At 60.3% G+C, this 26,478-nt stretch carries 26 protein-coding genes and 3 pseudogenes; 18 read left to right on the top strand and 11 right to left on the bottom strand.

Features of this window, described 5'->3' with window-relative positions:
- From RIFP1SYM_RS09140 to RIFP1SYM_RS09125, 4 genes are all read left to right on the top strand, one after another.
- The coding region (locus RIFP1SYM_RS09140) for a hypothetical protein (protein WP_420855218.1) at positions 1–431 on the top strand (431 nt) is incomplete at its 5' end.
- Between the two features lie 81 nt (positions 432–512).
- Positions 513–1,262, top strand: a complete 750-nt coding sequence (locus RIFP1SYM_RS09135) for a HesA/MoeB/ThiF family protein (protein ID WP_005962834.1) — start codon at positions 513–515, stop codon at positions 1,260–1,262.
- A complete protein-coding gene (rrtA, locus tag RIFP1SYM_RS09130; protein ID WP_005962831.1) occupies positions 1,263–1,847 on the top strand; it encodes a rhombosortase in 585 nt (194 codons plus the stop codon).
- A gap of 15 nt (positions 1,848–1,862) precedes the next feature.
- Entirely contained in the window at positions 1,863–2,252 is a 390-nt protein-coding gene (locus RIFP1SYM_RS09125; RefSeq protein ID WP_005962829.1) for a hypothetical protein, read from the top strand.
- On the opposite strand, the gene RIFP1SYM_RS18060 is transcribed toward RIFP1SYM_RS09125, so the two are convergent.
- The 3 genes and pseudogenes from RIFP1SYM_RS18060 to RIFP1SYM_RS09115 form a co-directional block, all read right to left on the bottom strand.
- Positions 2,227–3,324, bottom strand: a complete 1,098-nt coding sequence (locus RIFP1SYM_RS18060; protein ID WP_005962826.1) for a hypothetical protein — start codon at positions 3,322–3,324, stop codon at positions 2,227–2,229. The genes RIFP1SYM_RS09125 and RIFP1SYM_RS18060 overlap by 26 nt on opposite strands.
- A pseudogene (locus RIFP1SYM_RS19010) lies at positions 3,240–3,802 on the bottom strand (zinc-dependent metalloprotease family protein). Before RIFP1SYM_RS19010 ends, RIFP1SYM_RS18060 begins: the two are co-directional and overlap by 85 nt.
- A gap of 1,039 nt (positions 3,803–4,841) precedes the next feature.
- Positions 4,842–6,572, bottom strand: a complete 1,731-nt coding sequence (locus RIFP1SYM_RS09115) for a zinc-dependent metalloprotease (protein ID WP_005962818.1) — start codon at positions 6,570–6,572, stop codon at positions 4,842–4,844.
- Positions 6,573–6,655: 83 nt separating this feature from the next.
- On the opposite strand from RIFP1SYM_RS09115, the gene RIFP1SYM_RS18050 reads away from it, so the two are divergent.
- Positions 6,656–6,904 (top strand): hypothetical protein, encoded by a 249-nt coding sequence (locus tag RIFP1SYM_RS18050; RefSeq protein ID WP_050798742.1) that lies wholly within the window; start codon positions 6,656–6,658, stop codon positions 6,902–6,904.
- Positions 6,905–7,166: 262 nt separating this feature from the next.
- On the opposite strand, the pseudogene gatB reads toward RIFP1SYM_RS18050, so the two are convergent.
- From gatB to RIFP1SYM_RS17460, 4 genes and pseudogenes are all read right to left on the bottom strand, one after another.
- Positions 7,167–8,598: pseudogene (gene gatB, locus RIFP1SYM_RS09110) on the bottom strand (Asp-tRNA(Asn)/Glu-tRNA(Gln) amidotransferase subunit GatB).
- A 25-nt stretch (positions 8,599–8,623) separates the two neighbouring features.
- Positions 8,624–10,075, bottom strand: coding sequence for an Asp-tRNA(Asn)/Glu-tRNA(Gln) amidotransferase subunit GatA (gatA, locus tag RIFP1SYM_RS09105; protein ID WP_005962816.1), 1,452 nt, complete (start codon positions 10,073–10,075; stop codon positions 8,624–8,626).
- 41 nt (positions 10,076–10,116) lie between these two features.
- The gene (gatC, locus tag RIFP1SYM_RS09100; protein WP_005962813.1) at positions 10,117–10,404 is read right to left on the bottom strand and encodes an Asp-tRNA(Asn)/Glu-tRNA(Gln) amidotransferase subunit GatC; all 288 of its coding nucleotides are present in this window, start codon (positions 10,402–10,404) and stop codon (positions 10,117–10,119) included.
- The gene (locus tag RIFP1SYM_RS17460; RefSeq protein ID WP_138921848.1) at positions 10,385–10,720 is read right to left on the bottom strand and encodes a hypothetical protein; all 336 of its coding nucleotides are present in this window, start codon (positions 10,718–10,720) and stop codon (positions 10,385–10,387) included. The genes gatC and RIFP1SYM_RS17460 overlap by 20 nt, the downstream gene beginning before the upstream one ends.
- A gap of 43 nt (positions 10,721–10,763) precedes the next feature.
- On the opposite strand from RIFP1SYM_RS17460, the gene RIFP1SYM_RS09095 reads away from it, so the two are divergent.
- Positions 10,764–11,588: a DUF6502 family protein gene (locus RIFP1SYM_RS09095; protein ID WP_005962810.1), complete on the top strand. Its 825-nt coding sequence runs from the start codon at positions 10,764–10,766 to the stop codon at positions 11,586–11,588.
- 89 nt (positions 11,589–11,677) lie between these two features.
- Here RIFP1SYM_RS09095 and RIFP1SYM_RS09090 read toward each other — a convergent pair whose 3' ends face one another.
- Complete coding sequence (locus tag RIFP1SYM_RS09090) at positions 11,678–11,863, bottom strand: hypothetical protein (RefSeq protein ID WP_039960156.1); 186 nt, start codon at positions 11,861–11,863, stop codon at positions 11,678–11,680.
- A 265-nt stretch (positions 11,864–12,128) separates the two neighbouring features.
- Between RIFP1SYM_RS09090 and RIFP1SYM_RS09085 the strand changes: the two genes are divergently transcribed.
- The 12 genes and pseudogenes from RIFP1SYM_RS09085 (at position 12,129) to RIFP1SYM_RS09030 (ending at position 23,628) form a co-directional block, all read left to right on the top strand.
- Positions 12,129–13,178 (top strand): rod shape-determining protein, encoded by a 1,050-nt coding sequence (locus RIFP1SYM_RS09085; protein WP_005962807.1) that lies wholly within the window; start codon positions 12,129–12,131, stop codon positions 13,176–13,178.
- Positions 13,179–13,213: 35 nt separating this feature from the next.
- Positions 13,214–14,107 (top strand): rod shape-determining protein MreC, encoded by an 894-nt coding sequence (gene mreC / locus RIFP1SYM_RS09080; protein ID WP_005962804.1) that lies wholly within the window; start codon positions 13,214–13,216, stop codon positions 14,105–14,107.
- A complete protein-coding gene (mreD, locus tag RIFP1SYM_RS09075) occupies positions 14,104–14,592 on the top strand; it encodes a rod shape-determining protein MreD (protein WP_005962801.1) in 489 nt (162 codons plus the stop codon). Before mreC ends, mreD begins: the two co-directional genes overlap by 4 nt.
- Positions 14,593–14,765: 173 nt before the next feature.
- A pseudogene (gene mrdA / locus RIFP1SYM_RS09070) lies at positions 14,766–16,605 on the top strand (penicillin-binding protein 2).
- Positions 16,602–17,729 (top strand): rod shape-determining protein RodA, encoded by a 1,128-nt coding sequence (rodA, locus tag RIFP1SYM_RS09065; RefSeq protein WP_005962793.1) that lies wholly within the window; start codon positions 16,602–16,604, stop codon positions 17,727–17,729. Before mrdA ends, rodA begins: the two are co-directional and overlap by 4 nt.
- Positions 17,730–17,732: 3 nt before the next feature.
- Complete coding sequence (mltB, locus tag RIFP1SYM_RS09060; protein WP_005962790.1) at positions 17,733–18,740, top strand: lytic murein transglycosylase B; 1,008 nt, start codon at positions 17,733–17,735, stop codon at positions 18,738–18,740.
- Between the two features lie 80 nt (positions 18,741–18,820).
- On the top strand, positions 18,821–19,630 hold the full coding sequence (locus tag RIFP1SYM_RS09055; protein WP_006474902.1) for a septal ring lytic transglycosylase RlpA family protein: 810 nt from the start codon (positions 18,821–18,823) through the stop codon (positions 19,628–19,630).
- Between the two features lie 96 nt (positions 19,631–19,726).
- Positions 19,727–20,875: a D-alanyl-D-alanine carboxypeptidase family protein gene (locus tag RIFP1SYM_RS09050; protein WP_240992067.1), complete on the top strand. Its 1,149-nt coding sequence runs from the start codon at positions 19,727–19,729 to the stop codon at positions 20,873–20,875.
- Positions 20,876–20,878: 3 nt separating this feature from the next.
- Complete coding sequence (locus tag RIFP1SYM_RS09045; RefSeq protein ID WP_005962779.1) at positions 20,879–21,148, top strand: YbeD family protein; 270 nt, start codon at positions 20,879–20,881, stop codon at positions 21,146–21,148.
- A gap of 9 nt (positions 21,149–21,157) precedes the next feature.
- Positions 21,158–21,814: a lipoyl(octanoyl) transferase LipB gene (gene lipB / locus RIFP1SYM_RS09040; RefSeq protein WP_005962776.1), complete on the top strand. Its 657-nt coding sequence runs from the start codon at positions 21,158–21,160 to the stop codon at positions 21,812–21,814.
- Positions 21,807–22,784 carry a lipoyl synthase gene (gene lipA, locus RIFP1SYM_RS09035; protein WP_039960148.1) on the top strand — a complete coding sequence of 326 codons (978 nt, stop codon included), beginning with the start codon at positions 21,807–21,809 and terminating at the stop codon, positions 22,782–22,784. The genes lipB and lipA overlap by 8 nt, the downstream gene beginning before the upstream one ends.
- Before the next feature lie 91 nt (positions 22,785–22,875).
- Entirely contained in the window at positions 22,876–23,628 is a 753-nt protein-coding gene (locus RIFP1SYM_RS09030) for a YdcF family protein (RefSeq protein ID WP_005962771.1), read from the top strand.
- A gap of 2 nt (positions 23,629–23,630) precedes the next feature.
- On the opposite strand, the gene RIFP1SYM_RS09025 is transcribed toward RIFP1SYM_RS09030, so the two are convergent.
- From RIFP1SYM_RS09025 to RIFP1SYM_RS09015, 3 genes are all read right to left on the bottom strand, one after another.
- On the bottom strand, positions 23,631–24,362 hold the full coding sequence (locus RIFP1SYM_RS09025; protein WP_005962767.1) for a gamma-glutamyl-gamma-aminobutyrate hydrolase family protein: 732 nt from the start codon (positions 24,360–24,362) through the stop codon (positions 23,631–23,633).
- A gap of 89 nt (positions 24,363–24,451) precedes the next feature.
- Positions 24,452–25,477: a M14 family metallopeptidase gene (locus RIFP1SYM_RS09020; protein ID WP_006474899.1), complete on the bottom strand. Its 1,026-nt coding sequence runs from the start codon at positions 25,475–25,477 to the stop codon at positions 24,452–24,454.
- A gap of 18 nt (positions 25,478–25,495) precedes the next feature.
- Positions 25,496–26,478 (bottom strand): glutamate-cysteine ligase family protein (locus tag RIFP1SYM_RS09015; protein ID WP_039960147.1); only part of this gene is annotated, 983 nt, incomplete at its 5' end.

The following is a 26,478-nucleotide window of genomic DNA, read 5'->3' as shown; positions in this document are numbered from 1 at the left end:
TTTCGCTAGGATTAATTCCCATGGAGACGGGGAGCCCAGAATTCACCAAGCACCGGGAGATCCACTTCGTCGAGTTGCACCCGGACCCCCAGCAGGCGCAAACTGCCGCACTGCTGCTGGCTGACGTAGAAGGCATCGACCGCGTCGAGCCGGTCGCGCCATCCCACCTCCGCATCAGCTACAACTTGCTGGAAGTCTCGCTGGAGCAGATCGAGATTGGGCTCACCGAAGTCGGCCTGCACCTCGACAATCGCCTCTATTTCCGCCTCAAACGGGCCCTCTACTACTACACGGAAGAGACCCAGCGCAGCAATATGGGCTGCTCGCGCAGCGACTCCAAATGCACCCGTCGCATCTTCGCTGAGCGCTACCAACGCCAGGACCACAGCTGCCGCGACCATCGCCCGGAACACTGGCGTCGTTACCTCTAACCTCCCATCCAAATCACCTGATGCATTCTCCTCACCTTTTATTTAAGGTGGCGCTTCCATGCAAACAAAGAACACGATTCGATGAATGACGATCAGTTGCTGCGCTATAGCCGCCAGATCATGCTGCCGAGCATCGGTATTGAGGGGCAGCAGCGGCTACTCGAAAGCCGGGTGTTACTGGTCGGGCTTGGCGGACTGGGCTCGCCGGTTGCTTTGTATCTGGCAGCCGCCGGCGTCGGCCAGCTGGTGCTGAGCGACTTCGACAAGGTCGATCTCAGCAATCTGCAACGCCAGATCGCCCACACCACCGACGCCATCGGTGAGCTCAAGGTGGAGTCGGCCCGCCGCGCGCTGCTGGCTCTGAACCCTGAAATTCAGATCGAAACCATCGACCGGATATTGCAGGAGCAGGAGCTGGAGCTGGAGGTGCAAAAGGCCGATCTGGTGATCGACGCCAGCGACAATTTCGCCACCCGCTTCGCCATCAACAGCGCCTGCCAATACCACGCCACACCGCTTGTGTCAGGTGCAGCGATCCGCATGGAGGGCCAGGTCAGCGCCTTCTCCGGCCAGCCGGGCGGCCCCTGCTACCGCTGCCTCTATCCAGAGGAGGGCCAGGTCGCCGACACCTGCTCAGAGAACGGCGTACTGGCACCGCTGGTCGGGATCATCGGCAGCATTCAGGCTACCGAAGCGATCAAGATCCTGACCGGGGCGGGCACGCCACTGTTTGGCCAACTGTTGATCCTCGATGCACTGCACATGCAGTGGCGTAGCCTCAAGCTCAAGCCCGACCCACGCTGTCCTATCTGTAGCGACGACCACCACTAAATGGCGAGCCGCCGCGTTAAAGCCATCCGCCGCCCCGACTGGGATCTCGCACTGCCGGGATTGAGCCTGCTGACCGCCTTCATCACCTTACTGCCAGGACAGACCCAGCAATGGCTCCGCTACGAACGCAGCCTGATCGAATCCGGCGAGCTCTGGCGGCTGCTGACAGCCCACCTGACCCACCTCAACTGGTCGCACCTGCTGCTCAATCTGCTGACACTCTGGCTGATTCGTCTGCTGTTTCCCCGTAGCCCAACACTGCAACCGATCAGTTTTCTCTGGCTCGCGCTGGCCACCTCATGCGGGCTATTTGTTCTCAATCCCGACCTTCAATGGTACCTAGGGCTCTCGGGAGTGCTGCATGGCTATCTGGCCTGGGTGGCACTCCATCTACTTCGCCATGCCCAGTCAGGAGGCGGGTTGCTGGCCGCCCTGTTGCTGGGCAAGCTGGGTTGGGAGCAGCTGCTTGGACCGATGCCAGGCAGTGAGGCGATGATCTCAGCGAACGTCGTGGTCGACGCACACCTTTACGGCAGCATTGCCGGCGCCTTACTATGGGCGGCACAACCTAAAACTATTGAATGACTCTGAGGTAGCCGGGTGATTCGGACGATACTGCTCTTCCTGTTAACGTTTCTGATCCTTCATGGCTGCCAAGAGGGGGAGCAGATCGACCTCTCAAACCTCCCCGCTGAAGAGCAACAGGCGCTCACCGCTTTGGCATGGCTGAAAGGAGCCGATGCAGAGCGCGACGCACAACAGGCATTTGCCCGGGGTGACTTGCGGCTGCTCGCCATGGCGACCCGAGGAGCCAGCATGCCAGGCATTCCCACTGAGCTGGCATCAAAGGCAAAGTCTGTCTGCGGCATACGATATCTGGAAGGTTCCACCGATGCGGTGGTGAGCGATATGCATCTGAAACTACTGCAAAAGGCAGAAAAGTATGCTGCAACCTACAACGGAATCATGCTCCAGCACTGCATGAAGTAGGCTGCCGCAGCCAGCCGGCCAACCCCCAGCTGCCTGCCAGCAACAACATCAGCGGCATCCAGAAGAGCCCCCCTCCACCCCCTTCGCTTCGACCCGCCTCAGCGCCAGCACCAAGTGCGTCAGACGCATCGCTAAACTGCGCCCCATGCTCCAGCGTCGTGCCATCTGTGGCCTTGCAACGGCTCGCCACCGGCACACCATTACCCTGCACCTCAATCGAGAGACCCTCGGAGAGGGTAAAAAAGATATTGTCACTACAGGCGAGGCGCACCCTTGCACGATCGATCTGCAGGTCCGGCAGGGTCACCATGGCGCTGCCAGCAGCATTGGCAAAGCTCCCCAGAATCAGCTCCGGTAGATCTGTGCCATCGCAGTAGCTGGCATAGTCGCTACTGAGTGATAACAGCTCCACCGTCATATTGCCGCAGATCGCCGTAGTGTTAGTCGACCATTCCAGGCTGTATGTGCCGCCCCCCATCAACGATGCCCCCGACACCAGCTCACCACCGGTAATCTCCAGCGGCCCAGACGCGTTATCCACACTGATCCGCACATCATCCGCGGCAACCCCGGAATTGCCATCACGCACCGTCAGGCGAAAGTTCATCACACGAGCACTGGCTGGCAGGGTTTCACCCTTGGCGCTGGTCGAGTCGTTTTCATCCAGCCCCAACAGCAGCTGACTGATGCGGGGGAAGATGCGCTCACCACTGCTCTTGGGCAGAAATGAACGAAACAGGGGATTGTTACCACTGACCGGATCTGCACCGAGATCGCTACCCAAGGTCTCCGGAGAGGTCACCGCCCCTCGATCAAGCCCATCCCATTGAAAGGAGAGTTCATCACCATCCGTATCGTTTGCCGCCCCCAGCAGCCTGAAGGGGGTCTGTCTGGGGATGATGTAATCAGCTCCCGCATCGACGCTGGGCGGCGTGTTGCCGGTGGCAACCAGTGTGCCGCAGCTACCGCCGGATGCCACATAATCATTCACCTGCTGGATGCTCCAAGCGTGAAAGGTCGCATCGGTGTTGTATTGCAGATTCTCCGCGCCACAGATGCCCGCATAGGCCATGATGGTGGTGCCGCTCCAGGCTCTACCGCACTGCCCGCCACCCGCTGGGCACTAATGCAGGCCCCATCTGAGCCATTAAAGGTGTGATCGGCGGCAAACTGATGCCCGATCTCATGAGCAACAAAGTCGATAAAAAAGGACTCACCGCTTGGATTCCGCCTGCCACTCACCCCCTTCGCCTTCTGATGGGGCGAACAAGCGCTCGGCACCACCGCGATACCGCCCCCATAGGTACTGAAGACATGCCCGATATCATAGTTGTCGCTGCCGATCACCCGGTCCAGATTAGCCTGATTCTGGCCCAGCATGTCGAAGGCGCTGCTGTTGTCGTAGGGATCCTGGCAGAATCGGTATAGATGATGCGGTCGTTATCTGCCACCAGCTGGAACTGGATCGCTAGATCCCGCCCATAGATCTGGTTGACCCGGTTGATCGCCGTGACGATCGCTGATAGCGCCGCCTCAACAGTGCCACCCATCGCCTGGGTATACTCTCCGGTAGCCGCTACTGCCAAACGATAGAGACGCCGTCCCTCGCCACTGCGTAGCGCCAGGCCATCGAGCGCTGCGGAGTGACCTGCCGGGTCATCCTGATAATGCACCTCATGCACAGCACAGAGCGACCGCTCATCGGCCTCACCACCCCGCCCCGCCAACAGCAGATCCCGCTTGTAGTAAGCTCGGTAGCCGCCACTGATATCAGGGTCGATAAACAGAGTACCAGCCGTCATGTTGATCATGGCGTGAAAACCATCCGGGGTCAGATCGAGCCGGCCCGTCGCCGCTGGATCATCCAACCCCGTGACGGAGAAAGTGCGAATGTCGGGATAACGTCGCGCCAGCTCCGGCGCCATAACTGGCGACTCCATGACGCTAAAACGACTGCTGCGGCCATCGGGCAGGGGCAGTGACAACTCCACCCCCTGGCGAGCAAGGAGCTCTTGCGGCGCCGCAGCGAGACGCTGTTGCAGGGCAGCATGGTCAGCTTGAAGGCGACGATAGTAGAGCACCTCATCTACTGTCCGTCGGCCTGCCAAGTCTTCTCTCGGCAGATCCTCCCAAACCGACCCAACAGAGGCCCATGAAACCGGTGTGCTCATCAGCAGCACCGCCCCAACCACAACCCTGAGTCCCAGCCACATATTGTGCTCTCCACCACGGCTGACAGAAACCGACCCAATGGCCTGTTGCGGCCGCGCCCGGCAGAGAGGTGTTTATCTATCTCAAAGGGGCCTGGATCCTGATCGAGTCAGTAGTGATTTGCTGAAAGCCGGGCGACCAAGAGTGACCACTTCTTGACTATCAGCAAATAACCGACTCGCACAGCTAGTATCGGTTACAGGCCCGAGAGCTTTAGAGCCCAGAAGAATTCTGAAAGAGAGCCCGTGCCTGGCCGATTAATACCAAGCGCAGGAACTGAAGAGAGAATGAAGAGAACATCGGACAAGTTCACGGCGCTGCCCGCCTCAGGGAGCGCACAGGCAAAGCTCGGCACTCCCCCAGGCAACAAGCCATTTATTAGGAACCGAAGCGCAGCGGCAGGCACCGCCTCGAGGTACGCGACAAGCCGATCAGAGAGAACAGCAGGGGCAGCCAGAGCAGTGAGCCACCGCCACCGCTATCACTATCGCTACTACTACCACCACTACCCAGACTGGTACCGGCATCATTGAACACCGTGCCGTGCTCCAAGCTACCGCCATCAATCGCTTTGCAGTTGGTCGCCACGGCAGCACCAAGGCTACTCTCTACTGAAATATCGCTATCGGAGAGATCGAAGAAGATGTTGTCGCTGCAGTAGAGCCGGACCCGGGCGCGAGCGATATTACGTTGCGGCAGCGTCACCGTGGCGTTGCCAATACTGTTGAGAAAGCCACTGCCCAGATCAAGATCGACATCGTCACTGGCATCACAATAACTGGAGCCGTCAGCACTCAGGGCCAGCAGTTCAACGCTCAGCGCACTACAGATGCTAGTGGTATTGGTCGTCCAGGTCAGGGTGCGATCAACACCCCCCTGGCTCGTAACCGTCGTGACCAGAGTCCCGCCGGTGATGGCAAAGGGTCCAGAGCTGCTATCAACCACAATCGACACGTCATCCTCATCCACCCCGGAATTGCCATCCCGCACGGTCAGACGAAAGTTCAGCGTACGGTTTGTGCTGGGCAGGGTCTCGCCCTTGTCGGCACTGTGATTGTTCGTCAAGCCGACCAGCAATTCACTCACCCGCGGAAAGTCCCGCATTCCGCCACTCTTCGGCAGGAACGAACGGAACAGCGGATTGGAGCCCAGATCCGTGCCCAGCGTGGATGCATCCGTTGAAGCCCCCACATCCAGTTCATCCCACTGATAGGAGAGGCTGTCGCCATCCACATCGGTCGCCGTGCCAGTCAGTCGAAACGGGGTCTGACGTGGCACCGTGTAATTGCTGCCTGCCGCCGCCACCGGCGCAGTATTGCCAGTGGAGACCTGACTGCCACACGTTTGCGAATCCGCATATACAGCGATCTGCTCGATACTGCGTGCATGAAAGGTGGCATCACTATTTTGCTGGATATTCTCCCCACTGCAGATACCGGCGTAGGCCATGATGCTAGTGCCGCTACCTGGTTCCACCGCATTTAGTGGGCTACGCCCTCCTGAACAGTTGCTGCCGGTTGTACCGTTAAAAGTATGGGCGGCATTGAACTGATGCCCGATTTCATGAGCAACAAAATCGATCCAGAAAGTATCTCCATTTGGCACTAAAGAACCGGTCGCGCCTTGCGCTTTAATACCACCTGCACAGGAGGAACCGACACGTGCGATGCCACCACTCCCCGTGCCGAAAACATGGCCGATATCGTAGTTGGCACTACCGATGACGCTGTCGAGGTTGGCCTGGTTCTCCGACAACATGGTCGCAACATCAGTATTCGTATAGGGGTCGGTAGCACCATCGATATAGATGAGGCTGTCATTATTGGCCACCAGCTCGAACTGGATCGCCAGATCCCGCCCATAGATCTGATTAACCCGATTGATAGCCGTAACGATGGCGTCCAAGGCCTGGGCATTAGTGCCACCGTGAAACTGCGTGTACTCACCAGTCGCTGCCACCGCCAACCGGTAGACCCGCCGCTGCCCGGTGAGGGTGATGAGCCGCTGCGCCAAGGCAGAGGCCTCCGCCACACGCTGCTCCCAGTCCTGCTCCACCTCCTGCAGCACGCAGTAGGGGCGTGATGACAGCTCGCCACGCGCCGCCAACACATAGTCACGCTTGAAGTAGGAGCGATAGCCACCCGATCATCGGGGTCAATAAAGATCACGCCGGCGGGTGTATCGAGCATGGCGTGGAAGCCCTGCGGGGTCAGATCGAGCCGACCTGTCGCAGTTGGCTGATCGATACCGCGAACCAAATAGGTGCGGATCTCGGGGTAGCGCCGAGCCAGCTCCGGCGCCATTATCGGCGACTCTTCAACGCTAAACCGGGCAAACGAGCCGTCAGGCAGGGGCAGCTGCAGGGGCGCTCCTTCGCTGGCAGTGAACTCCAGCGGCGCTGTCGCCAACAGGGACTCCAGAGCAGGGCGATCGGCCTGTAGGGAACGATATTGGAAGGCGGGCACCGCAGCGCTCCGCGCGGCAACATCCGGCAGGCGCTCACTCCAGATGCCGCCGGCCGACACGCCACCCAGCGGCAACCCCAGCAGCAACAGCCAAACCACAAACCGAGACCCAAAACCCATGCCACTGCCTCCTACGTGAGCCAGCCTGCCGACCAGCCATAAACTATACAAAAGCCGGCAGTGGCTCCTCTCCACGCAGGCGGCCCGCGGAATCGCTGGCAAGCCTCAAACCGACGTTTCAGGGAGCGAGCTTTTTCCGCAGCAGTTGTTGACCTGTCCCGGATTAGCCTTGCCCTGGGTGAGCTTCATCACCTGGCCGACAAAAAACCCGAGCAGCTTCTCCTTACCTGCCCGGAACTGTTCCACCTGCTTGGGATTGCTGCCGATGATCTCATCGATAATCGACTCGATGGCAGCTGTATCGGTAATCTGCTTCAGGCCTTTAGCCTCGATGATCGCATCAGCATCTCCCTCACCGTCCCAGATCGCTTCAAACACCTGCTTGGCGATCTTGCCGGAGATGGTGCTGTCCGCGATACGCGCCAGCAGCCCACCGAGCTGCTGCGGCGACACCGGCGACGCTTCGATCCCCAGCCCCGCCTTGTTGAGTGCCCCGGCCAGCTCCATGGTGACCCAGTTGGCCGCCATCTTCGGCTCGGCGCCGGCGGCGGCCACCGCCTCGAAGTAGTCCGCCAGCGGCCGGCTCGCGGTCAACCCGCCCGCATCCTGATCACTCAGGCCATACTCCTGCTCGAAGCGCTGTCGCTTGGCATCGGGCAACTCGGGCAGCTCTGCTCGGATCGTCTCTAGCAACTCTTCTTCCACCTCCACCGGTAGCAGATCCGGATCGGGGAAGTAGCGGTAGTCGTTGGCCTCCTCCTTGCTGCGCATGGAGCGAGTCTCGTCCCGATCAGCATCGTAGAGCCGGGTCTCTTGTACCACCTTGCCGCCACTCTCGACCAGATCGATCTGCCGCTCCAGCTCGAATTTGAGGGCCCGTTCAAGAAAACGGAAGGAGTTGATGTTCTTCAGTTCGGTGCGGGTACCAAACGCCTCCTGACCCTTGGGGCGGATCGAGAGATTGGCATCGACGCGGAACGAGCCCTCCTGCATATTGCCGTCACAGATCCCCAAATAGACCACCAGCTGATGGATCTTGCGCGCATAGGCCACCGCCTCTTTGATCGAGCGCATGTCGGGCTCGGAGACGATCTCCAGCAGCGGCGTCNGGCACGGTTCAGGTCGATCCCGCTCATACCGTGGAAATCCTCGTGCAGCGACTTGCCGGCATCCTCCTCCAGATGGGCGCGAGTGATGCCGATCACCTTCTGCTCGCCATCGGCCAGTTCGATGGTGATCGAGCCCTTGCCGACGATCGGCAGCTCAAACTGGCTGATCTGATAGCCCTTCGGCAGATCGGGATAGAAGTAGTTCTTGCGCGCGAACACCGAACGCCGACCGATCTCCGCGCCTACCGCCAGGCCGAACTTCAGCGCCATACTCACCGCTTGCTGGTTGAGCACCGGCAGCACGCCGGGGAAGCCCAGGTCCACATTGCATGCCTGGGTATTGGGTTCCGCGCCGTAAGCGGTGGAAGCCCCGGAGAAGATCTTCGATCGAGTGGCGAGCTGGGTATGGACCTCCAGCCCGATGACAGTTTCCCACTGCATGGTCTTTTCTCTTAGGTTAAGGGAATCAGAAACCTGACGGCACCTGCGTGTGCCAGTCGGTCGCCTGCTGGAACTTATGAGCCACATTCAGCAGTCGCGCCTCGGCAAAGTAGTCGCCGATAATCTGCAGCCCCACCGGCAGACCCGCCACCGGCGCCACCGGGATCGAGATCCCAGGCAGACCCGCCATATTGGCAGCGATGGTGTAGATGTCGTTGAGATACATAGTGACCGGGTCATCCGCCTTCTCACCGAGACCAAAGGCGGTGCTCGGCGAGGTCGGCCCCATGATCACGTCGACCTGTTCGAAGGCGCGCTTGAAGTCATCAGAGATCAGATGACGGATCTTCTGTGCCTTCAGATAGAAGGCGTCGTAGTAACCGGCGGAGAGCACATAGGCGCCGATCATGATGCGCCGCTTCACCTCGGCACCAAAGCCCTCGCCGCGGGAGCGCTTGTAAAGATCCTCCAGATCCTTTGGCTCATCGCAACGATAGCCATAACGCACGCCGTCGAAGCGGGAGAGGTTGGAGGAACACTCAGCCGGCGCCACCACGTAGTAGGTGGGGACCGCCAGACCGGTATTCGGCAGACTGATCTCCACCAGCTCGGCGCCGAGCTTTTTGTACTCGGCAATCGCCGCCTCGACCGATTCGGCCACGGCACTGTCGAGACCTTCACCGAAATACTCCTTCGGCAGACCGATTTTCAGTCCCTCCAGGGAGTCGTTGAGGCTCGCTGAGTAGTCGGGCACCGGCGCCTCAGCGCTAGTGGAATCCTTTGGGTCGAAGCCGGCCATCGCCTGCAGCAACAGCGCCGCATCCTCGGCGGAGCGGGCCATGGGTCCGCCCTGATCGAGACTTGAGGCGAAGGCGATCATGCCGTAGCGCGAGACCCGCCCGTAGGTCGGCTTGAGGCCGGTGATGCCGCAGAGTGCGGCGGGCTGGCGAATCGAGCCGCCAGTATCGGTGCCGGTGGCAGCAGCAGCCAGACGCGCCGCCACCGCCGCCGCAGAACCGCCGGAGGAGCCACCTGGCACCCGCGACTTGTCCCAAGGGTTGCGCACTGGGCCATACCAGCTGGTCTCGTTAGAGGAGCCCATGGCAAACTCATCCATGTTGGCCTTGCCTAGGGAGACCACGCCAGCCGCCTTCAGCTTGCTCACCACCGTTGCGTCGTAAGGGGAGATGAAGCTGTCGAGCATGCGCGAGCCACAGCTGGTCTTCACCCCTTCGGTACAGAAGATATCCTTGTGGATAATCGGAATGCCGGTGAGCGACCCCGCCTCGCCAGCGGCGATCTGCTTGTCGGCCGCCTCTGCCGCAGCCAGCGCCTGCTCGGCGGTGGTGCTGATAAGGCTATTAAGCTCCCCATCAAGGGCTTCGATGCGCTGCAGAAAGTGACGGGCCAGCTCCACGCTGGAGCACTCGCCCGCACGTAGGGCCGCGCCCAGTTCGACGATACTTTTGTTATGCATTGTGCAGGAAATTCTCTTGATTAACGCCGGCTATCCGACGATTACTCGATCACCTTGGGAACCAGATAGAGCCCACCATCGACCTTCGGCGCGATCGATTGAAAGACCTCGCGGCGATTGCTCTCAGTCACCTCATCAGCACGCAGCCGTTGCGACATATGCAGCGGGTGGGCCATCGGCGTAACCCCCTCAGTATCCTGCGCATCCATCTGCGCCACCAGATCGAGGATGTTACTCAATTCCTGCGCAAAGCCATCCAGCTGCTCCTGTTCAACAGAGAGCCGAGCAAGATGCGCGATCTTCTCGATATCAGAATGATCCAAAGACATCCGTAATGATCCCTTGAGATTGAAAACCGGGAAAACTTATCACAATTGGCCTTATCCATACATGGGGCTGAAACTTTGCACCAACACCACCCACCCCCCTGAACCGGCGCAGATCCCAGAAAAAAACTCCGTCAGGATTGATACGACCCAGCCGTCCGAGCGACTCATCTTTAACGCTGAATGAGACCAGTTTTGCCACTTTAGGAAGGGAAGCAAGGCAAGCTGCAACCTGTGTCACAAAACTTTCCGCACCCCATTTGCCGGAAAAGTGAGGCGATTGATAATCCCGACAAAGCAGGAAGCCACACAGGACCATAAGAGCTTCCCGATGTAAACCAGCAGAGGCCACTTCACTTCAGATGAGAGACCCGACCGGCAACACCCTCAGCACAGCAGTACTCAAGCTGCTTAGACCGGTGGTGCACCTGTTGCTGCGCAATAACATGTCTTACGGTGAGTTCGCCGACTTGGCAAAGTGGATTTATATAGACGTGGCTGCAAAAGAGTTCACCATCCCCGGCCGAAAACAGACCATCTCGCGCATCTCGGTGATTACCGGGCTGACCCGCAAAGAGGTCGCCCGACTACAGAAGCTCCAACACCCCGGCAGTGAACTCATCTCCCAGCGCCACAACCGAGCCGCCCGGGTAATCGCCGGCTGGCGCCGGAACCCGCGATTTCAGGACAGCAACGGCAACCCAGCAACCCTCTATTTCGAGTCTGGCAGCGGCAGTTTCAGCGACCTGGTGCGCGAGCACAGCGGCGACATCCCTCCACGCGCGATCCTTGACGAACTGCTGCGCATCGGCTCAGTTGAACAGAACGCCGAGGGTCAGGTACGCCTGGCCTCCACCGCATTTGCGCCGAATGATGACGAGATCGACGAGCTGCGCAGCCTCGGCAATGATGTACAGCTACTCGTCTCCACCATTGACCAGAGGCTCCGCAAGGAGGGCTCTCCGCCCCTATTTCAACGCAAGGTCGCCTACGACAACCTGCCCCAAGAGGCACTGCCCGCCTTCCGCCAGTTCAGCGCGAGAAAGGCCCAAGCACTGCTCAAGGAGTTCGACCTGCATCTGGCGCAAAATGGCCGCCACGCCGGTCAGCAAAGCAACGGCGACCGGCACATGCAGGCCGGCATCGGAATCTTTTATTTCGAACAGAACACGGAAGAGGGCATCTGAAGCACCCTCAACCCGCCACCAACAATCCACACTAGATCACTGTCGCTCCGCCGGCCGCAGAATCAGCGAAAGCAACAGCTGGCAAGCGATCAGGTAATATCCTCCGGCTGCTCCGAGGGCGGCGTCTCGTGGGACATCTCTGCGTAGCAGTCGCTACCACAAAAATAGAAGATGTAGTCATCCGCTTCAGCTACACCCATTTCAGAACGGGGAATCTCCCGCATACAGGTGTCGTGATCAAGCTTCTTCACCTGGCTAGGCTTAGACATCGTCATAACCACCTCCTGCATCAGTACAAGAACCCAATACCCGAGCTTTTTACTCGGCTTTCTAATCAAGTATAGCTACTCACATAAAAAAGCAAATAAGGTATATAAAGTCGCTTTCACCACACCACCGCCTTGCCCAAGCCTCCAACGGTTGCTAGATTAAGGCCGATTACGGAAACCTCATCGTGGCCCGGAATAGCCCCAGCTTGGACTAGAGCTCCAGCGATTCGCATAAGGCCATGTCAATACACTGATATTACGAAGAAATTTTATGCTGTTCCGACGCATCCGCGGCCTCTTCTCCAACGATCTCTCCATCGACCTTGGCACCGCCAACACGCTGATCTACGCCCGTGGCCAGGGCATCGTGCTGAATGAGCCTTCGGTGGTGGCAATCCGCCAGGACCGCGGCCCAGGCGGTGCAAAGTCCGTGGTCGCGGTAGGTGAAGAGGCAAAAAAGATGCTCGGCCGCACCCCGGCCAACATCACCGCCATCCGCCCCATGAAAGAGGGCGTGATCGCCGACTTCACGGTCACCGAAAAAATGCTGCAGTACTTCATCCACAAGGTGCATGAGACCCGCATCCTGCGGCCCAGCCCACGGGTGCTGGTATGCGTGCCCTGTGGCTCTACCCAAGTGGAGCGGCGTGCGATCAAGGAGTCCGCTGCCGGCGCCGGCGCCCGCGAGGTCTACCTGATCGAAGAGCCGATGTCGGCCGCCATTGGCGCCGGCCTGCCGGTGGACGAAGCGCGCGGCTCAATGGTGCTGGATATCGGCGGCGGCACCTCCGAGGTGGCGATCATCTCGCTCAACGGTATCGTCTACTCCAACTCGGTACGGGTCGGCGGCGACCGCTTCGACGAAGCGATCATCAGCTATGTCCGCCGTAACTACGGCACCCTGATCGGTGATGCCACCGCCGAACGGATAAAACACGAGATCGGCTCCGCCTACCCCGGCAACGAGGTGAAGGAGATCGAGGTCAAGGGTCGCAACCTGGCTGAGGGCATCCCGCGCAGCTTCACCCTCAACAGCAACGAGATCCTCGAGGCGCTACAGGAGCCGCTCTCCGGCATCGTCGGCGCAGTCAGGACCGCCCTTGAACAGACTCCGCCGGAGCTGGGCGCAGATGTCGCCGAGCGCGGCATCGTACTCACCGGCGGTGGCGCGCTGCTAAAGGATCTGGATCGACTGATCCAGGAGGAGACCGGCCTGCCGGTGATCGTCGCCGAAGACCCCCTGACCTGCGTCGCCCGCGGTGGCGGCCGTGCGCTGGAGTTGATCGACGAACGCGGCGGAGACATCTTCTCCGTGGAATAGCAGCCTGATGCGGCCGCCAGCGGCCGCTCGCTCTTTTGCCGCATCCGAGAGGTTCGCCAACCATTAAACCGATCTTCACACAGGGCCCCTCCCTCAACACGCGGCTGTTCTCGGCCGTGCTGCTGTCGATCGTATTGATGGTGCTAGACCATCGCGAGAAGCACCTCGACGAACTGCGCTCAGCCCTCTCGGTCCTGATCTACCCAATCCAATATATCGCCTCCCTCCCAACTCAGCTGGCCCGCCAGGGAGCGGAGAGCCTGGCCGATCGCGATCAGCTCAACCAGGATCGCCAGCGGCTCGCCAAGCAGAACCTGGAGCTGCGCGCCCGGCTGCAGAAGTTTGAGGCCCTTGAGGCGGAAAACATGCGTCTGCGCGGCCTGCTCGACTCATCCTTCAAAGTCGGTGACCGGGTGTTGATCTCCGAACTGCTGGCGGTGGAGCAGGATCCGTTCCGCCAACTGGTGGTGATCGACAAGGGCTCCACATCCGGCGCCTTCAAGGGCCAACCGGTGCTCGACGCCAACGCCGTCGCCGGCCAGATCACACTGGTCACCCCCTACACCTCGACAGTGCTGCTGATCACCGATGCCAGCCACGCATTACCAGTACAGGTCAACCGTAACGGCCTGCGCACTATCGCCATGGGCACCGGCCTGATCAACCAACTGCAACTGCCACATCTGCCAAACAACGCCGACATCAAGCCCGGCGACCTGCTAGTCACCTCCGGGCTTGCTGGACGCTTCCCGCCGGGCTACCCGGTGGCGGAGGTCACCAGCGTGGTGCGCGAGCCTGGCAAGCCTTTCGCCTCAGTTACCGCCCGCCCTACTGCTGACCTAGACCGCATCCGCGAGGTACTGCTGGTATGGACACTGACACCAAAGACGCTGCAGGAACAGCCGTCAGCAGATGAGGTAACCCAATGAACGCGAACGTCCAGGGACGCCTCTACATCGCCCACCTGACCCTGGCATTCGGCTTTGTGCTGGCGGTAATGCCTATGCCTGACTGGGCCAGCAACTTCCGCCCCCAGTGGGTTACTTTGATCCTGATCTACTGGTGTATGGCTCTGCCGGAGCGGGTCAACGTCGGCACCGGCTGGCTCGCCGGTCTGCTGCTCGATGTGCTGAGCGGATCGCTGCTCGGTCAACACGCCTTGGCGCTGGCGGTGGTCAGTTTTCTTACCCTCAATATCTATCAACGGGTGCGGGTACTGCCATTGCGCCAACAGATGTTCACCATCATGATTCTGCTGCTGGTGGAGAAGCTACTGGCGCTCTGGGCCACCGCCGCCGCCGGATACCCCGCCCCGACACTCTGGTATTGGGCCGCGCCCCTGGTGGGCATGCTATTGTGGCCCTGGATCTACATCATCTTACGGGACGTCCGCCGACGTTTTCACGTCAGCTAAGGGGCCGCTGAATGAACCTGGGCGAGCTGAATTGTGAGATCAAATGTTCCGATGTAAGGCGGAAACCGCAGGTAATAGCTAGTCTATTACCAGGATTTTCAACGCAGCGGCGGGAGATTTGGACCACCAGGCAGCCGTCAATGATTCGCTCAGAGACTCCTTGAGGAACGGCGATGCCTCAGTACTCGATCAAAGATCATCTCTACGAGAGCCAGCTCTTCATCAACCGCAGTATCGCCGCGGCAATCATCGTCACCCTGATGCTGCTGCTTCTCGGGGTACGCATGGTCTATCTGCAAGTGGTCAGCCACGAACACTACACCACCCTGTCGAAGGATAACCGCGTCAAGCTGCAGCCGCTGCCGCCGACACGCGGCCTGATCTACGACCGCAATGGCGTCATCCTGGCGCAGAATCTGCCTGCCTACAGCCTGGAAATCACCCCTGAAAAGGTGGAATCGCTTGAGCAGACCATCGAACAACTGGCGCTGATCCTGCCGATCAGCGAGGAGGACCGCCGCCGCTTTAAGAAGCTGCGCCGGCAACGACGTCCGCTTCGACAGTATCCCGATCCGAGTACGCCTGAACGATGAGGAGGTGGCCCGATTTGCAGTCAACCAGCACCTCTTCCCAGGCGTCGACGTCAAGGCAAAGCTGCTACGCGACTACCCCCTGGGAGAGCACACCGCCCACCTGCTGGGTTATGTCGGACGCATCAATCAGCAGGAGCTACAGCTGATCGACACCTCCAACTACAGCGGCACCAGCCATATCGGCAAGAACGGCGTGGAGAAGACCTACGAGTCACTGCTGCACGGCAAGGTCGGCCTGCAGCAGGTGGAGGTCAACGCCAAGGGGCGTACCCTACGGGTACTGCAGGAGCAGCCGCCAATCCCCGGCCAGGATCTACAGCTATCTATCGATATCCAGTTGCAACAGACCGCGCTCAAGGCACTCGGCGAGTTCAACGGCGCTGTAGCCGCAATCGAGATCGAGACCGGCGGGGTGCTGGCGCTGGTCAGCAAACCGGGCTATGACCCCAACCTGTTCGTTGAAGGCATCAGCAGCAAAGCCTACCGAGCGCTACAGAAATCCCCCGACAAACCACTCTTCAACCGCGCCATCCGCGGCCAGTATCCGCCCGGCTCCACGGTAAAACCCTTCATCGGCCTAGCCGGGCTGGAGAGCGGCGTGGTCCATTTCAGGCAGAAGAACTACTGCCCGGGCTACTATCAACTCCCCGGCAAGGAACACAAATATCGTGACTGGAAAAAGACCGGCCACGGTGTGACCGACATGCATAAGGCGATCGTGCAGTCTTGTGATGTCTACTACTATGAACTGGCCCGCACACTGGGCATCGACCGGCTGCACGGCTTCCTCTCCAACTTCGGCTTCGGCAGCAAAAGCGGTATCGACCTGACCGGCGAAAGCACCGGCCTGCTGCCCAGCCGAGCCTGGAAGCGCCGTACCCGCCGCGCCCCTTGGTATCCCGGTGAGACCCTGATCATCGGCATCGGTCAGGGCTACTTCCTCGCCACCCCGCTGCAGCTGGCGGTCGCCACCGCGACGCTGGCCAACGGCGGCAAACGCATCCGACCACGGGTCGTTTCCAGCATCCGCCATGGTGATGGCAGCCAAGAAGAGCTGATCCCTATCGTCTCTCAAATAACACAGAACAACCCACTGCACTGGCAGCAGATCACCCAGGCGATGACCGACGTAGTGCAAGGGCCGCGCGGCACCGCCCGGCGCATCCGCAACAAAAAATATCGCATCGCCGGCAAGACCGGCACCGCCCAGGTCTTCAGCGTGGGTCAGGACGAAGAGTATGACGAAAAGACGGTGGCGAAGCGCAAGCGCGACCACGCCCTGTTCATCGCCTTCGCCCCGGCAGAGATGCCGAAGATCGCGGTGGCAGTCATCGTAGAGAACGGCGGTCACGGCGGCTCAGTGGCGGCGCCTATCGCACGCAAGGTGATGGATCAATATCTGCTGGGAGAATCCCTGTGAGCGGCCTCTCCAGCCTGCATGAATCCCAGCCCGCCCGCCCCAGCGGTCTGCTCGCCTGGCTGCATCTCGATCTGCCGCTGCTGAGCGCCCTGCTGCTGCTGTGCGGCGTCAGCCTGCTGGTGCTCTACAGTGCCGGGGATCAGGACATGGCGCTGATCCAACGTCAGGCGATCCGCTTTGGCATCGCCTTCGTCGCGCTGATTCTGCTGGCACAGATCCATCCCGACCACCTGCGGCGCTGGTCACCTTGGCTCTACCTGACGGGTCTGCTAATGCTGACCGCAGTGCTCGCCTTCGGCGAGACCGGCAAGGGCGCGCAGCGCTGGCTTGACCTGGGGCTGTTCCGCTTTCAACCCTCGGAGATGATGAAGCTGGCGCTGCCGATGATGCTCGCCTGGTACCTGGCGGAGAAGCGTCTGCCACCGAAGAAGCGCCGCCTGTTAGTGGCCATCATCATGACCTTGCTACCAGTGCTGCTGATCGCTAAACAGCCCGATCTTGGCACCGCCCTGCTGGTCGCCAGCGCCGGAGTCTTTGTGCTGTTTCTGGCCGGCATCAGCTGGCGGCTGGTGGCTGGCTTCAGCGCCCTGATGGCCGCCATGGGGCCGCTCATCTGGTTCCTCATGCGCCCTTATCAGCGTCAGCGGGTGATGACCTTTCTCAACCCGGAAAACGATCCCCTGGGGGCAGGCTACCATACCATCCAGGCGAAGATCGCCATCGGTTCCGGAGGTATCGCCGGCAAGGGCTGGCTCAACGGCACCCAGTCCCACCTGGAGTTTCTCCCCGAACGTCACACCGATTTCATCTTCGCCGTGATCTCCGAAGAGCTGGGACTGGTGGGGGTCGCCGCACTGCTACTGCTCTACTTCTTCATCATCCTGCGCGGCCTCTACATCGCCACCCAGGCGCAGAATACCTACAGCCGACTGCTCGCCGGCACCCTTACGCTGGTCTTCTTCGTCTATCTGTTCGTCAACACCGGCATGGTCACTGGCCTGCTGCCGGTGGTTGGGGTGCCACTTCCCCTGATCAGCTATGGCGGCACTTCACTGGTGACCATCCTGGCCGGCTTCGGTATGCTCATGTCGATACACACGCATCGGAAGCTACTACCTACCTAACCTATGAAGTACACAATCAGACAGCTCGCAGCTTCACTGCTGCTTAGCCTCGCCGCCAGCAGCAGCCAGGCCCTGACATCCTCCCCCGAGATCAACGCCTTTGCCGAGGAGATGGCAAAAAAACACGGTTTTGAGAGCAGCCAGATCACCCGCCTGCTAAGCCAGGCCAAGTTCCGGGATGACATCATCCGCGCCATCAGCCGCCCGGCAGAGTCGAAGGCGTGGCACGAATATCGCCCCATATTTCTTACCGAAGACCGCATCCGCGGCGGCATCAGCTTCTGGCGACAAAACCAGGCGCTGCTGGAGCAGGTCAGCCGTGAGTACGGTGTGCCGCCGGAGATCATTGTCGCCATTATCGGCGTGGAGACCCGCTATGGTCGCCACACCGGCCGCTATCGGGTGCTCGACGCCCTCACCACTCTCGCCTTCGGCTACCCCAAGCGGAGCAAATTTTTTCGCAGTGAACTGGAGCAGTTTCTGCTGCTGAGCCGTGAGGAACAGATCTCTCCGGCCGCATCCAAAGGCTCCTATGCCGGCGCCATGGGCATGCCGCAGTTCATCTCCAGCAGCTATCGCACCTACGCAGTCGACCATGACAAGGATGGCCACCGTGACCTGTGGAACAACAAGGCCGACGTCATTGCCAGTGTCGCCAACTATTTCAAGCGCCATGGCTGGCGGGCCGGCGAACCGATAGCCCTGCGGGTACGGGGCGGCAGCAAGGTCCATGAGAAATATGTGGAACGCGGCATGAAACCGGTTACCCCAGTAACAGAATTGCTCGCTTCAGGCCTGAAAGCCGAGCAGGCACCTCAACTGACAGGCGATGCTCTGGGCAGCCTGATCCGGCTCGATGCCGGGGAAGAAGACGAGTATTGGGTCGGGCTGCACAATTTCTACGTGATAACCCGCTACAATCACAGCAACCTCTATGCGATGGCCACCTATCAATTGAGCCGCGCCATCAAGAGAGCCAAAGAGGCCCGGGAGAGAGCGCCTCTCGATTGATCCTGACCCATCGGTAAATTGGCGCAATTGCAGTGAAGAGACGAGCGACCCGGTCGAGAAAACGATTTTTCAGTGGCAGATTGCGGCCACTGTTTTGGCCGGTCCTGCTACTCGCCCTCACCTGCTGTAGTATCGGCCCGTCGATCATCGAACAGGACATCGACGGCATCTCAAGCTCGATCCCAGCACCCAGCGACATCAACGCGATACCTGACGCGGTACCGAAAAAAGAGCCGCGCAGCCGCTACGGCAACGCCCCCTCCTACGTGGTACTTGGCAAGCGCTACCAAACCCTGAAGCAAAGTCGTGGCTATCGCGAGCGCGGCATCGCCTCCTGGTACGGCAGCAAATTCCACGGCCGGCGCACCTCCAGTGGCGAGATCTACAACATGTACGGCATGAGCGCGGCACACAAGAGCCTGCCGCTGCCAACCTATGCCCGGGTCACCAACCTGCGCAACGGCCGTAGCGTGGTAGTAAAAATCAACGACCGCGGCCCGTTCCATGCCAATCGCCTGATCGATCTCTCCTATACTGCAGCCTACAAACTTGGCATCGTTGGCCGAGGCACCGGACTGGTGGAGATCGAAGCGATCACCCCAGGCGCGCCCACCAAGCCGCCGAAGCGACCAGCTCGCAGCAAGCCCAAGGGCGACCCCAGTCTGTTCCTACAGGTGGGCGCCTTTGGCAACCAGCAAAATGCCCGGCGCCTGCAGCAGAGGATACTCAGCCAGCTCGACACACCAGTGCAGATCCGTCACTCCAGCTCCGAGCAGCAACCAGTCTACCGAGTGCAGATTGGGCCAATTCCCAACGTTGAGGGTGCTGACCGTCTCGCCCAACACCTGGATGAACTCGGCATCCACGACAGCCATGTGGTGATCCGCTGATCGCGGGAAACATTCCTCCCTCTCTCCCAATCAGAGATGTTTCCCTACACTCAACAAGCTCTTAAAATAGGCGCTCGCCGCGCCCCCAGAAACTCAATGAAACCTAATATGACCCTATTCCGCCCCCTGCTCATTCTTGCGTTAGTTACACTCAGCCTGACATTACAGGCTGCTGTGCCCATTCCATCCCCGCCCAAGGTCGCCGCCAGCGGCTATCTGCTGCTCGACTTTTACTCCGGCAAGATACTTGCTGAATCCAACGCCTCACAACGACTAGAGCCGGCCAGCCTGACCAAGATCATGACCGCCTACGCTGTGTTCCGCGAACTCAAGGAGGGCAACATCAACCTCACAGACGAGGTGCTGGTGAGTGAAAAGGCGTGGCGCACACCCGGTTCCCGGATGTTCATCGAGGTCGGCAAACGGGTCAAAGTGGAGGATCTAATCAAGGGCATGATCATCCAGTCGGGCAACGATGCCTGTGTTGCCCTGGCAGAACACATCGCCGGCAGCGAAGAGACCTTCGCTGAAGTCATGAACAACCATGCGCGCCGGCTCGGCATGCACGCCAGCCACTTCATCAACAGCACCGGCCTGCCCGACAAAGACCACTACACCACCCCAGAGGACATCGCCAAGGTCGCGATGGCCACCATCCGCGAGTTTCCCGACTACTACAAGTGGTACAGCGAGAAGTCCTTCGTCTTCAACAAGATCAAACAACACAACCGCAACAAGCTGCTGTGGCGCGACAACACTGTCGACGGCATGAAGACCGGCCACACCGAGGCCGCCGGCTACTGCCTGGTGGCCTCCGCCCAGCGCGAGCAGATGCGCTTAATCTCGGTAGTGATGGGCACCAAGAGCGAGAAGGCACGCGCCTCTGCCAGTCAGGCGCTGCTCAACTACGGTTTCCGCTTCTTCGAGAGCCATCGCCTCTACAGTGCCGGCGAAACCCTCAACCGGGCGCGCATCTGGAAGGGCAACAAACCACAGATTGCGCTAGGGCTGGCCCACGACCTGCATGTCAGCATTCCCCACAAACAGTACAAAAAACTCAATGCGCAGCTCGACGTGATCCCCACCATCACCGCCCCCGTGCAGCAGGGGCAGGAAGTGGGTCAGGTACGCATCGAACTGGCCGGCGAGACGATCGCCGAGGTACCGCTGATCGCACTGGAGAGCGTCGCGGAAGGCAATCTCTGGCAGAAGGCCAAAGACGCCGCCCTGATGTGGCTGGAGTAGAAGATGAGTAACGAGCAAGAGAGCCTACTGGAATTTCCCTGCAGCTTTCCGATCAAGGCGATGGGCAAGGCCGAACCCGGCTTCGATCTGATAATCGTTGAACTAATCCGCCGCCACGTGCCCGACCTGCACGAAGGCGCGGTGGTCAGCCGCACCAGCAAGGGCGGCAAGTGGGTCTCGGTCACCGTCACCATCAAGGCCAACAGCAAGGCGCAGCTTGACGCCATCTATCTCGACCTCAGCGCCCACGAGAAGGTCTACATGGCACTCTGAGCAGCTGACATGAACACCCTGCTTGTGCGTGAACTGGGCGTCCAGCCCTACCTGGACGTCTGGCAGGCGATGTGCGACTACACCGAACAGCGCGATCCCCAGAGCACCGACCAACTCTGGCTGCTCCAACATCCCCCAGTCTTCACCTTGGGCCAGGCAGGCAAGCCGGAGCACCTATTAAACCCAGGGGAGATCCCCATCGTACAGAGCGACCGCGGCGGCCAGGTCACCTATCACGGCCCTGGCCAGCTGATTGCCTATCTGATGCTCGACCTGCGCCGCGCCAAACTTGGCGTGCGCGCCTTGGTAACCCTACTGGAGCAGTCGGTGATCGAGCTGCTCGCCAAGCGGGGCATCACCTCAGAAGCCCGTGCCGACGCCCCCGGAGTCTATGTAGAGGGACGCAAGATCGCCGCCCTGGGTCTGCGCGTACGACGTGGCTGCAGCTACCACGGCCTCAGCCTCAATGTGGCGATGGAAACCGAGCCCTTCAGCCGCATCAATCCTTGCGGCTATCCGGGGCTGGCGGTGACCCAGTTGTCAGAACTAGGATGCCACACGCCCATCCCCATCCTAGCCGTGGAATTGGCGCAACAACTGGCCGATCGACTGGAGTACACTCTGCGTTTTGACAGCGACACATCCCAATCCAGCCCCGATGAGTGAAACCAAAACCCACCAGCCACCTTCCCGCTCAACCCCCGATAGCCATCAACGCGGTGAGAGCAAGCTCGCCCGCATCCCGGTAAAGGTGGAACAGCGCGACAGCCTGCTACGCAAACCCAAATGGATTCGCGCCAAGGCGCCGCTGGGCAGCCAGGTCAATCGGGTGCGCAAGCTGCTGCGTGAACACAAGCTCAGTTCGGTCTGCGAAGAGGCCGCCTGCCCCAATCTGGGCGAATGTTTCCACAAGGGCACCGCCACCTTCATGATCATGGGGGATATTTGCACCCGCCGCTGTCCCTTCTGCGATGTCGCCCATGGCAAGCCACGCCCCCTCGATCCAGACGAACCCAGCCAGCTGGCGGAGGCAATCGCACAGATGGGGCTCAACTATGTGGTGATTACCTCGGTCGACCGGGACGACCTACGCGACGGCGGCGCCGGCCACTTCGCCAACTGCATCCGCGAGATCCGCCGACTGACGCCCAACACCCGCGTCGAGATCCTGGTGCCCGACTTTCGCGGCCGTCTGGAGGTCGCCTTACCGCAGCTCAGCCAGCAGCCGCCGGATGTCTTCAACCACAATCTGGAAACAGTGCCGCGACTCTACCAGCAGGCACGCCCCGGTGCCGACTACGCCTGGTCTCTGCAACTACTGCAGGCGTTCAAACAGGCCTGTCCACAGGTGCCCAGCAAATCGGGTCTGATGCTCGGTCTCGGCGAGGAGTTGACGGAGGTCGAACAGGTGATGCAAGATTTGCACGCTCACGGCTGCGACATGCTGACCCTTGGGCAATACCTGCAACCGAGCCGTGACCACCTGCCGGTGCAACGCTATGTCACCCCCAGAGAGTTCGATACACTACGCCAAAGCGGCGAGGCGATGGGCTTCAGCAACGTTGCCAGTGGCCCGCTGGTGCGCTCTTCCTACCACGCAGATCTGCAGGCCGATTCACTGTTTGTGCAGCGCTGACAACGGCAGCGTCCTTCATCGCAGATTGCTGAAGGGCTAAAATCTGTAATCAATTCATGTCACTATTCATCAGCCTGAGGCGACACAGCCCATGGACGTCATCACCCACCGCGCCATCGAGTACCTGCTGCTCCCCCCCGGTGGGCCGATTCTGCTCGGTTTTCTTGGGCTACTCTACTGGCGCTTTGGCTACGGCCGACGGGTATTTGTCTTCGCTCTGCTACTGCTGTGGGTCACCAGTCTGCCGATCACTGCCGATCTGCTCGCGCAGGGGCTGGAGATCCACCCTGCGCTCAGCGAAGAACGCCTGGCAGAGAGTCACCCCGAGGCGATCATCGTACTGGGCGGCGGACGCAATCTGGATGCTCCCGAGTATGGCGGCGACACGGTCAGCGCCCGCGAACTGGAGCGACTGCGCTATGCGGCCAAACTGGCGCGCCAGACCGGCCTGCCTGTGATCCCCAGCGGCGGCGCCCCGATCTATTTCGGCGAGCCCGAAGCGAAGATCGCAGCACGCATCCTGCAGGATGAGTTTGGGGTCAGCGTCAGCCAGATCGAAGCCGCCAGCAACACCACCTGGGATAACGCCCGCCTGAGTGCACAATTACTGAAAAAGCTCGGTATCAAGCAGGTACTGCTGGTGACCAACGCACTGCACATGCGGCGCGCCATCTACGCCTTTGAACGCAATGGCGTGGAGGTGATTGCGGCCCCTACCAGCTTCATCCACAAAACCAACACCCGCCATGTCTGGCTCGAGGGACTACCCAATGGCCTGGCGGTGAAGAATGTCGCCTACGCCATGCACGAATATGTCGGACTACTCTGGTACTACTTCAAGTAGGCTCAGGCATGCATCATCCGGGAGGCCTGCCGGGTCACCTCATCGAACAGGGTTGAGAACGGCGCACCAAGGCTACACAGCGACTCCGGATGCCACTGCACCCCCATCACAAACTGCAACTGCGGGTGCTCAATCGCCTCCACCAGATCATCATCCGCCAAGGCGCTGATGCGCAGCTCAGCACCAAGCTGATCCACCGCCTGATGGTGAAAACTGTTCACCGCGATGCGTTCACGTCGCACCATGCCGAACAGGCTGGTGCCCGGCAAGATCGACACCTCATGGGCAATCCGGTCCCGCGGACGCAGCGGGTCATCATGCAGGATCGGGCTCTGCCGTTCGGCTTCGATATCCTGGATCAAATCACCGCCGCAGGCGACGTTGATCACCTGCATACCGCGACAGATACCTAACAGCGGCATCTCCAGATCAAGCGCCCGCTTCACCAACTCCAGCTCGAATTGATCCCGCTCCGGATTCGCCAGCAGTGGCTTGATCCGTGCATTACCGCCGTAGGAGGCCGGGTCAATATCCCCGCCACCGGAAAGCACCAGGGCATCGATCCGAGCCAGCACCGCCTTGATCTCCAATCCAGAGGTGGGCGCCAAAATCACCGGAATACCACCTGCCGCAACCACTCCACGCACATAGTCCCAGCGCAACAGGTAGTGTTCCGGCATGCGCGGATCATTGGCCGCAGTGATACCAATCAGGGGTGGTTTGGGCTTGCTCATGGCGGGCGACGTCTCTCATCAAACGGGAAAGTTCAGCCCTAAATATGGCAGATAATTCCTGCCCGTCTATCCCTCAGCAAAGTGGCGGTTCAATCGCCCTCATGCAGGTGGTTGTCGTAACGCTCCATCAGGTAGCAGAGACAATCCTGACGAATGATGCTGGCATCGGTGGTCAGCATCGATGGCATCACTGCTGTGCGCAGCCGCAGCTCACCATCCTCGACATGAAAATAGCGCTCGGTACGATCGATCCCCCGCTCATCACGCACATCCAGGAGCTTCGTACCAATCGGCCCGATGTGTGCCAATGCGGTGCCGACCGGCAGTTCGCGGAAGTTCATGTGGTCGATGTCGGAGTGGAACACGATATCTCCGACCGCACCGTCGAAACCGATACTCGCCTCCTCTCTAATCTTCACCTGGGCAACCGTGTGAAACAGGTCGATATCGTGCTCTGCCATCGGGTGTTGTGGATGTTCCGCCAGATGCAGACAGGCATCGAGATAGTCCATGGCATGCTCCACGCCGCGGCTCTCACCGACCCTGCCGCACTCTAGGGTCACCGAGGGGCAGAGTTCTGCCATCGCCATCGAGGTAACCCCCCGGGGGCGCAGAAAATAGACCACGGTACGCCCGAACAGGGCAGCAAGGTGGAGGAAACGAGGCTCAATACGGTTGACGCAGGCATAGTGCGGATTGAGCCCGGTATTATTGTGGATGTCGACACTGGCAAAGGGCTGGCGCCGGCGCATCTCCTCCACCACCTGCTGCATCAACCGCTGCTCAGGCAGCCCCTGGGCCTCAGAGCCGGGCCAGACCCGATTGTAGTCGGGTTGCCCCGGCAGACGGCGTACTCCCTGCGCCGCAGCAGTGAGATTGCCAATAAACAGGCTCAGAGCCCGCGGCAGCTCGCGCCCCCCGGCATAGCGCCGCAACAGCTGCCTGATCGCCTCCCAGCCCACCGTCTCATTACCGTGCATCAGCACCGAGACAAACAGCGGATCAGGTCGCGCCCCTGGCAGATGCAACAGGGTGGGGCCTTCGAGCAGAGACGCCAGCTGATCGGCCTGCCGATCAAGTAATCCGTCAGGGATAGAGAACGCTTGTTTCAGCATCGACCCTTGCAACCTCCTTCAGATCGACCATTGATAGACCGGTCTGCCGCTCTCCTGAGCCTCAAGATAGGCCTGGGTCAACGCTAGCATGTCATGGCCATGGCGCTCTACCCAGGCGCGCTGCCAGGCGGCTCCTGTCTGCCGTGTCTCCACCCGCCCGCGAATGATGCCCAGCCAGTGTTCGATCTCAGCCGGCTCCACCCCCAGTGCCGCAAGCCCCGACTCGGCAGCCGGCAGCAGCTGTCCGAGCGCCAGCTCAGCGAGCGGCACCCTCTGCCAGTCAAACCAGAATATCTCAGCATCCAGCCCACGCCGCGCGGCGGCGTAGAAATTGCTCCTGGCACGGATAAAGCCGAGCTTTTGCTCTGCCGCCTGCTGGGTCTTCGCCAGCTGGTAGATCAGACCAAAGAAGAGCGCGGCATTGGCGATGCTATCCGTCACGCTGGGGCCTGCTGGCACCACCCGGTGCTCGATCCGCAGCTGCGCCTGGCCCGCCTCATCGAAGGCGATCAACGGCCGATTCCAGCGCCAGATAGTGCCGTTGTGCAGGCGCAGATGGGCAAGCCGTTCAACCGGCTCATCCATCAGCTTCGGCAGCAACACCGGGTAGCGCTCTAGATTGGCCGTGAAGCTCTCCATGATCGAGTCGTTCACGTAGCGCACGCCAAAGCTGACCCGCTTGGTGAGATCCGAGCCGCCGACCGAGATCGACTGCTCAAACAGCGGGATGCGGGTCTCATCCCACAGATCCCGGCCAAACAGAAAGGGGGAGTTGGCCGACAGCGCCACCATCGGTGCCGAGACCATCTTTGCTAGATTGTAGAAACGCGCCATCTCCGCACCACCCACCTGCAGATGGATCTGAAATGAGGTAGTGGCCGACTCCAGCATCACATCCTGATGACTCAACTGCAGCTGATCCCGACCGCTGATATCGAGCTCAACCGGCTCCCCCCGACGCAGCCGGAAGACCTGCTCGTTGAGCGCACGGTAGCGATTCA

The sequence above is a fragment of the endosymbiont of Riftia pachyptila (vent Ph05) genome (genome assembly GCF_000224455.1).
GTDB lineage: Bacteria > Pseudomonadota > Gammaproteobacteria > Chromatiales > Chromatiaceae > Endoriftia > Endoriftia persephonae.
The sequence above is the reverse complement of the archived record's forward strand: the minus strand, read 5'-3'. Positions and strand labels throughout refer to the sequence as shown.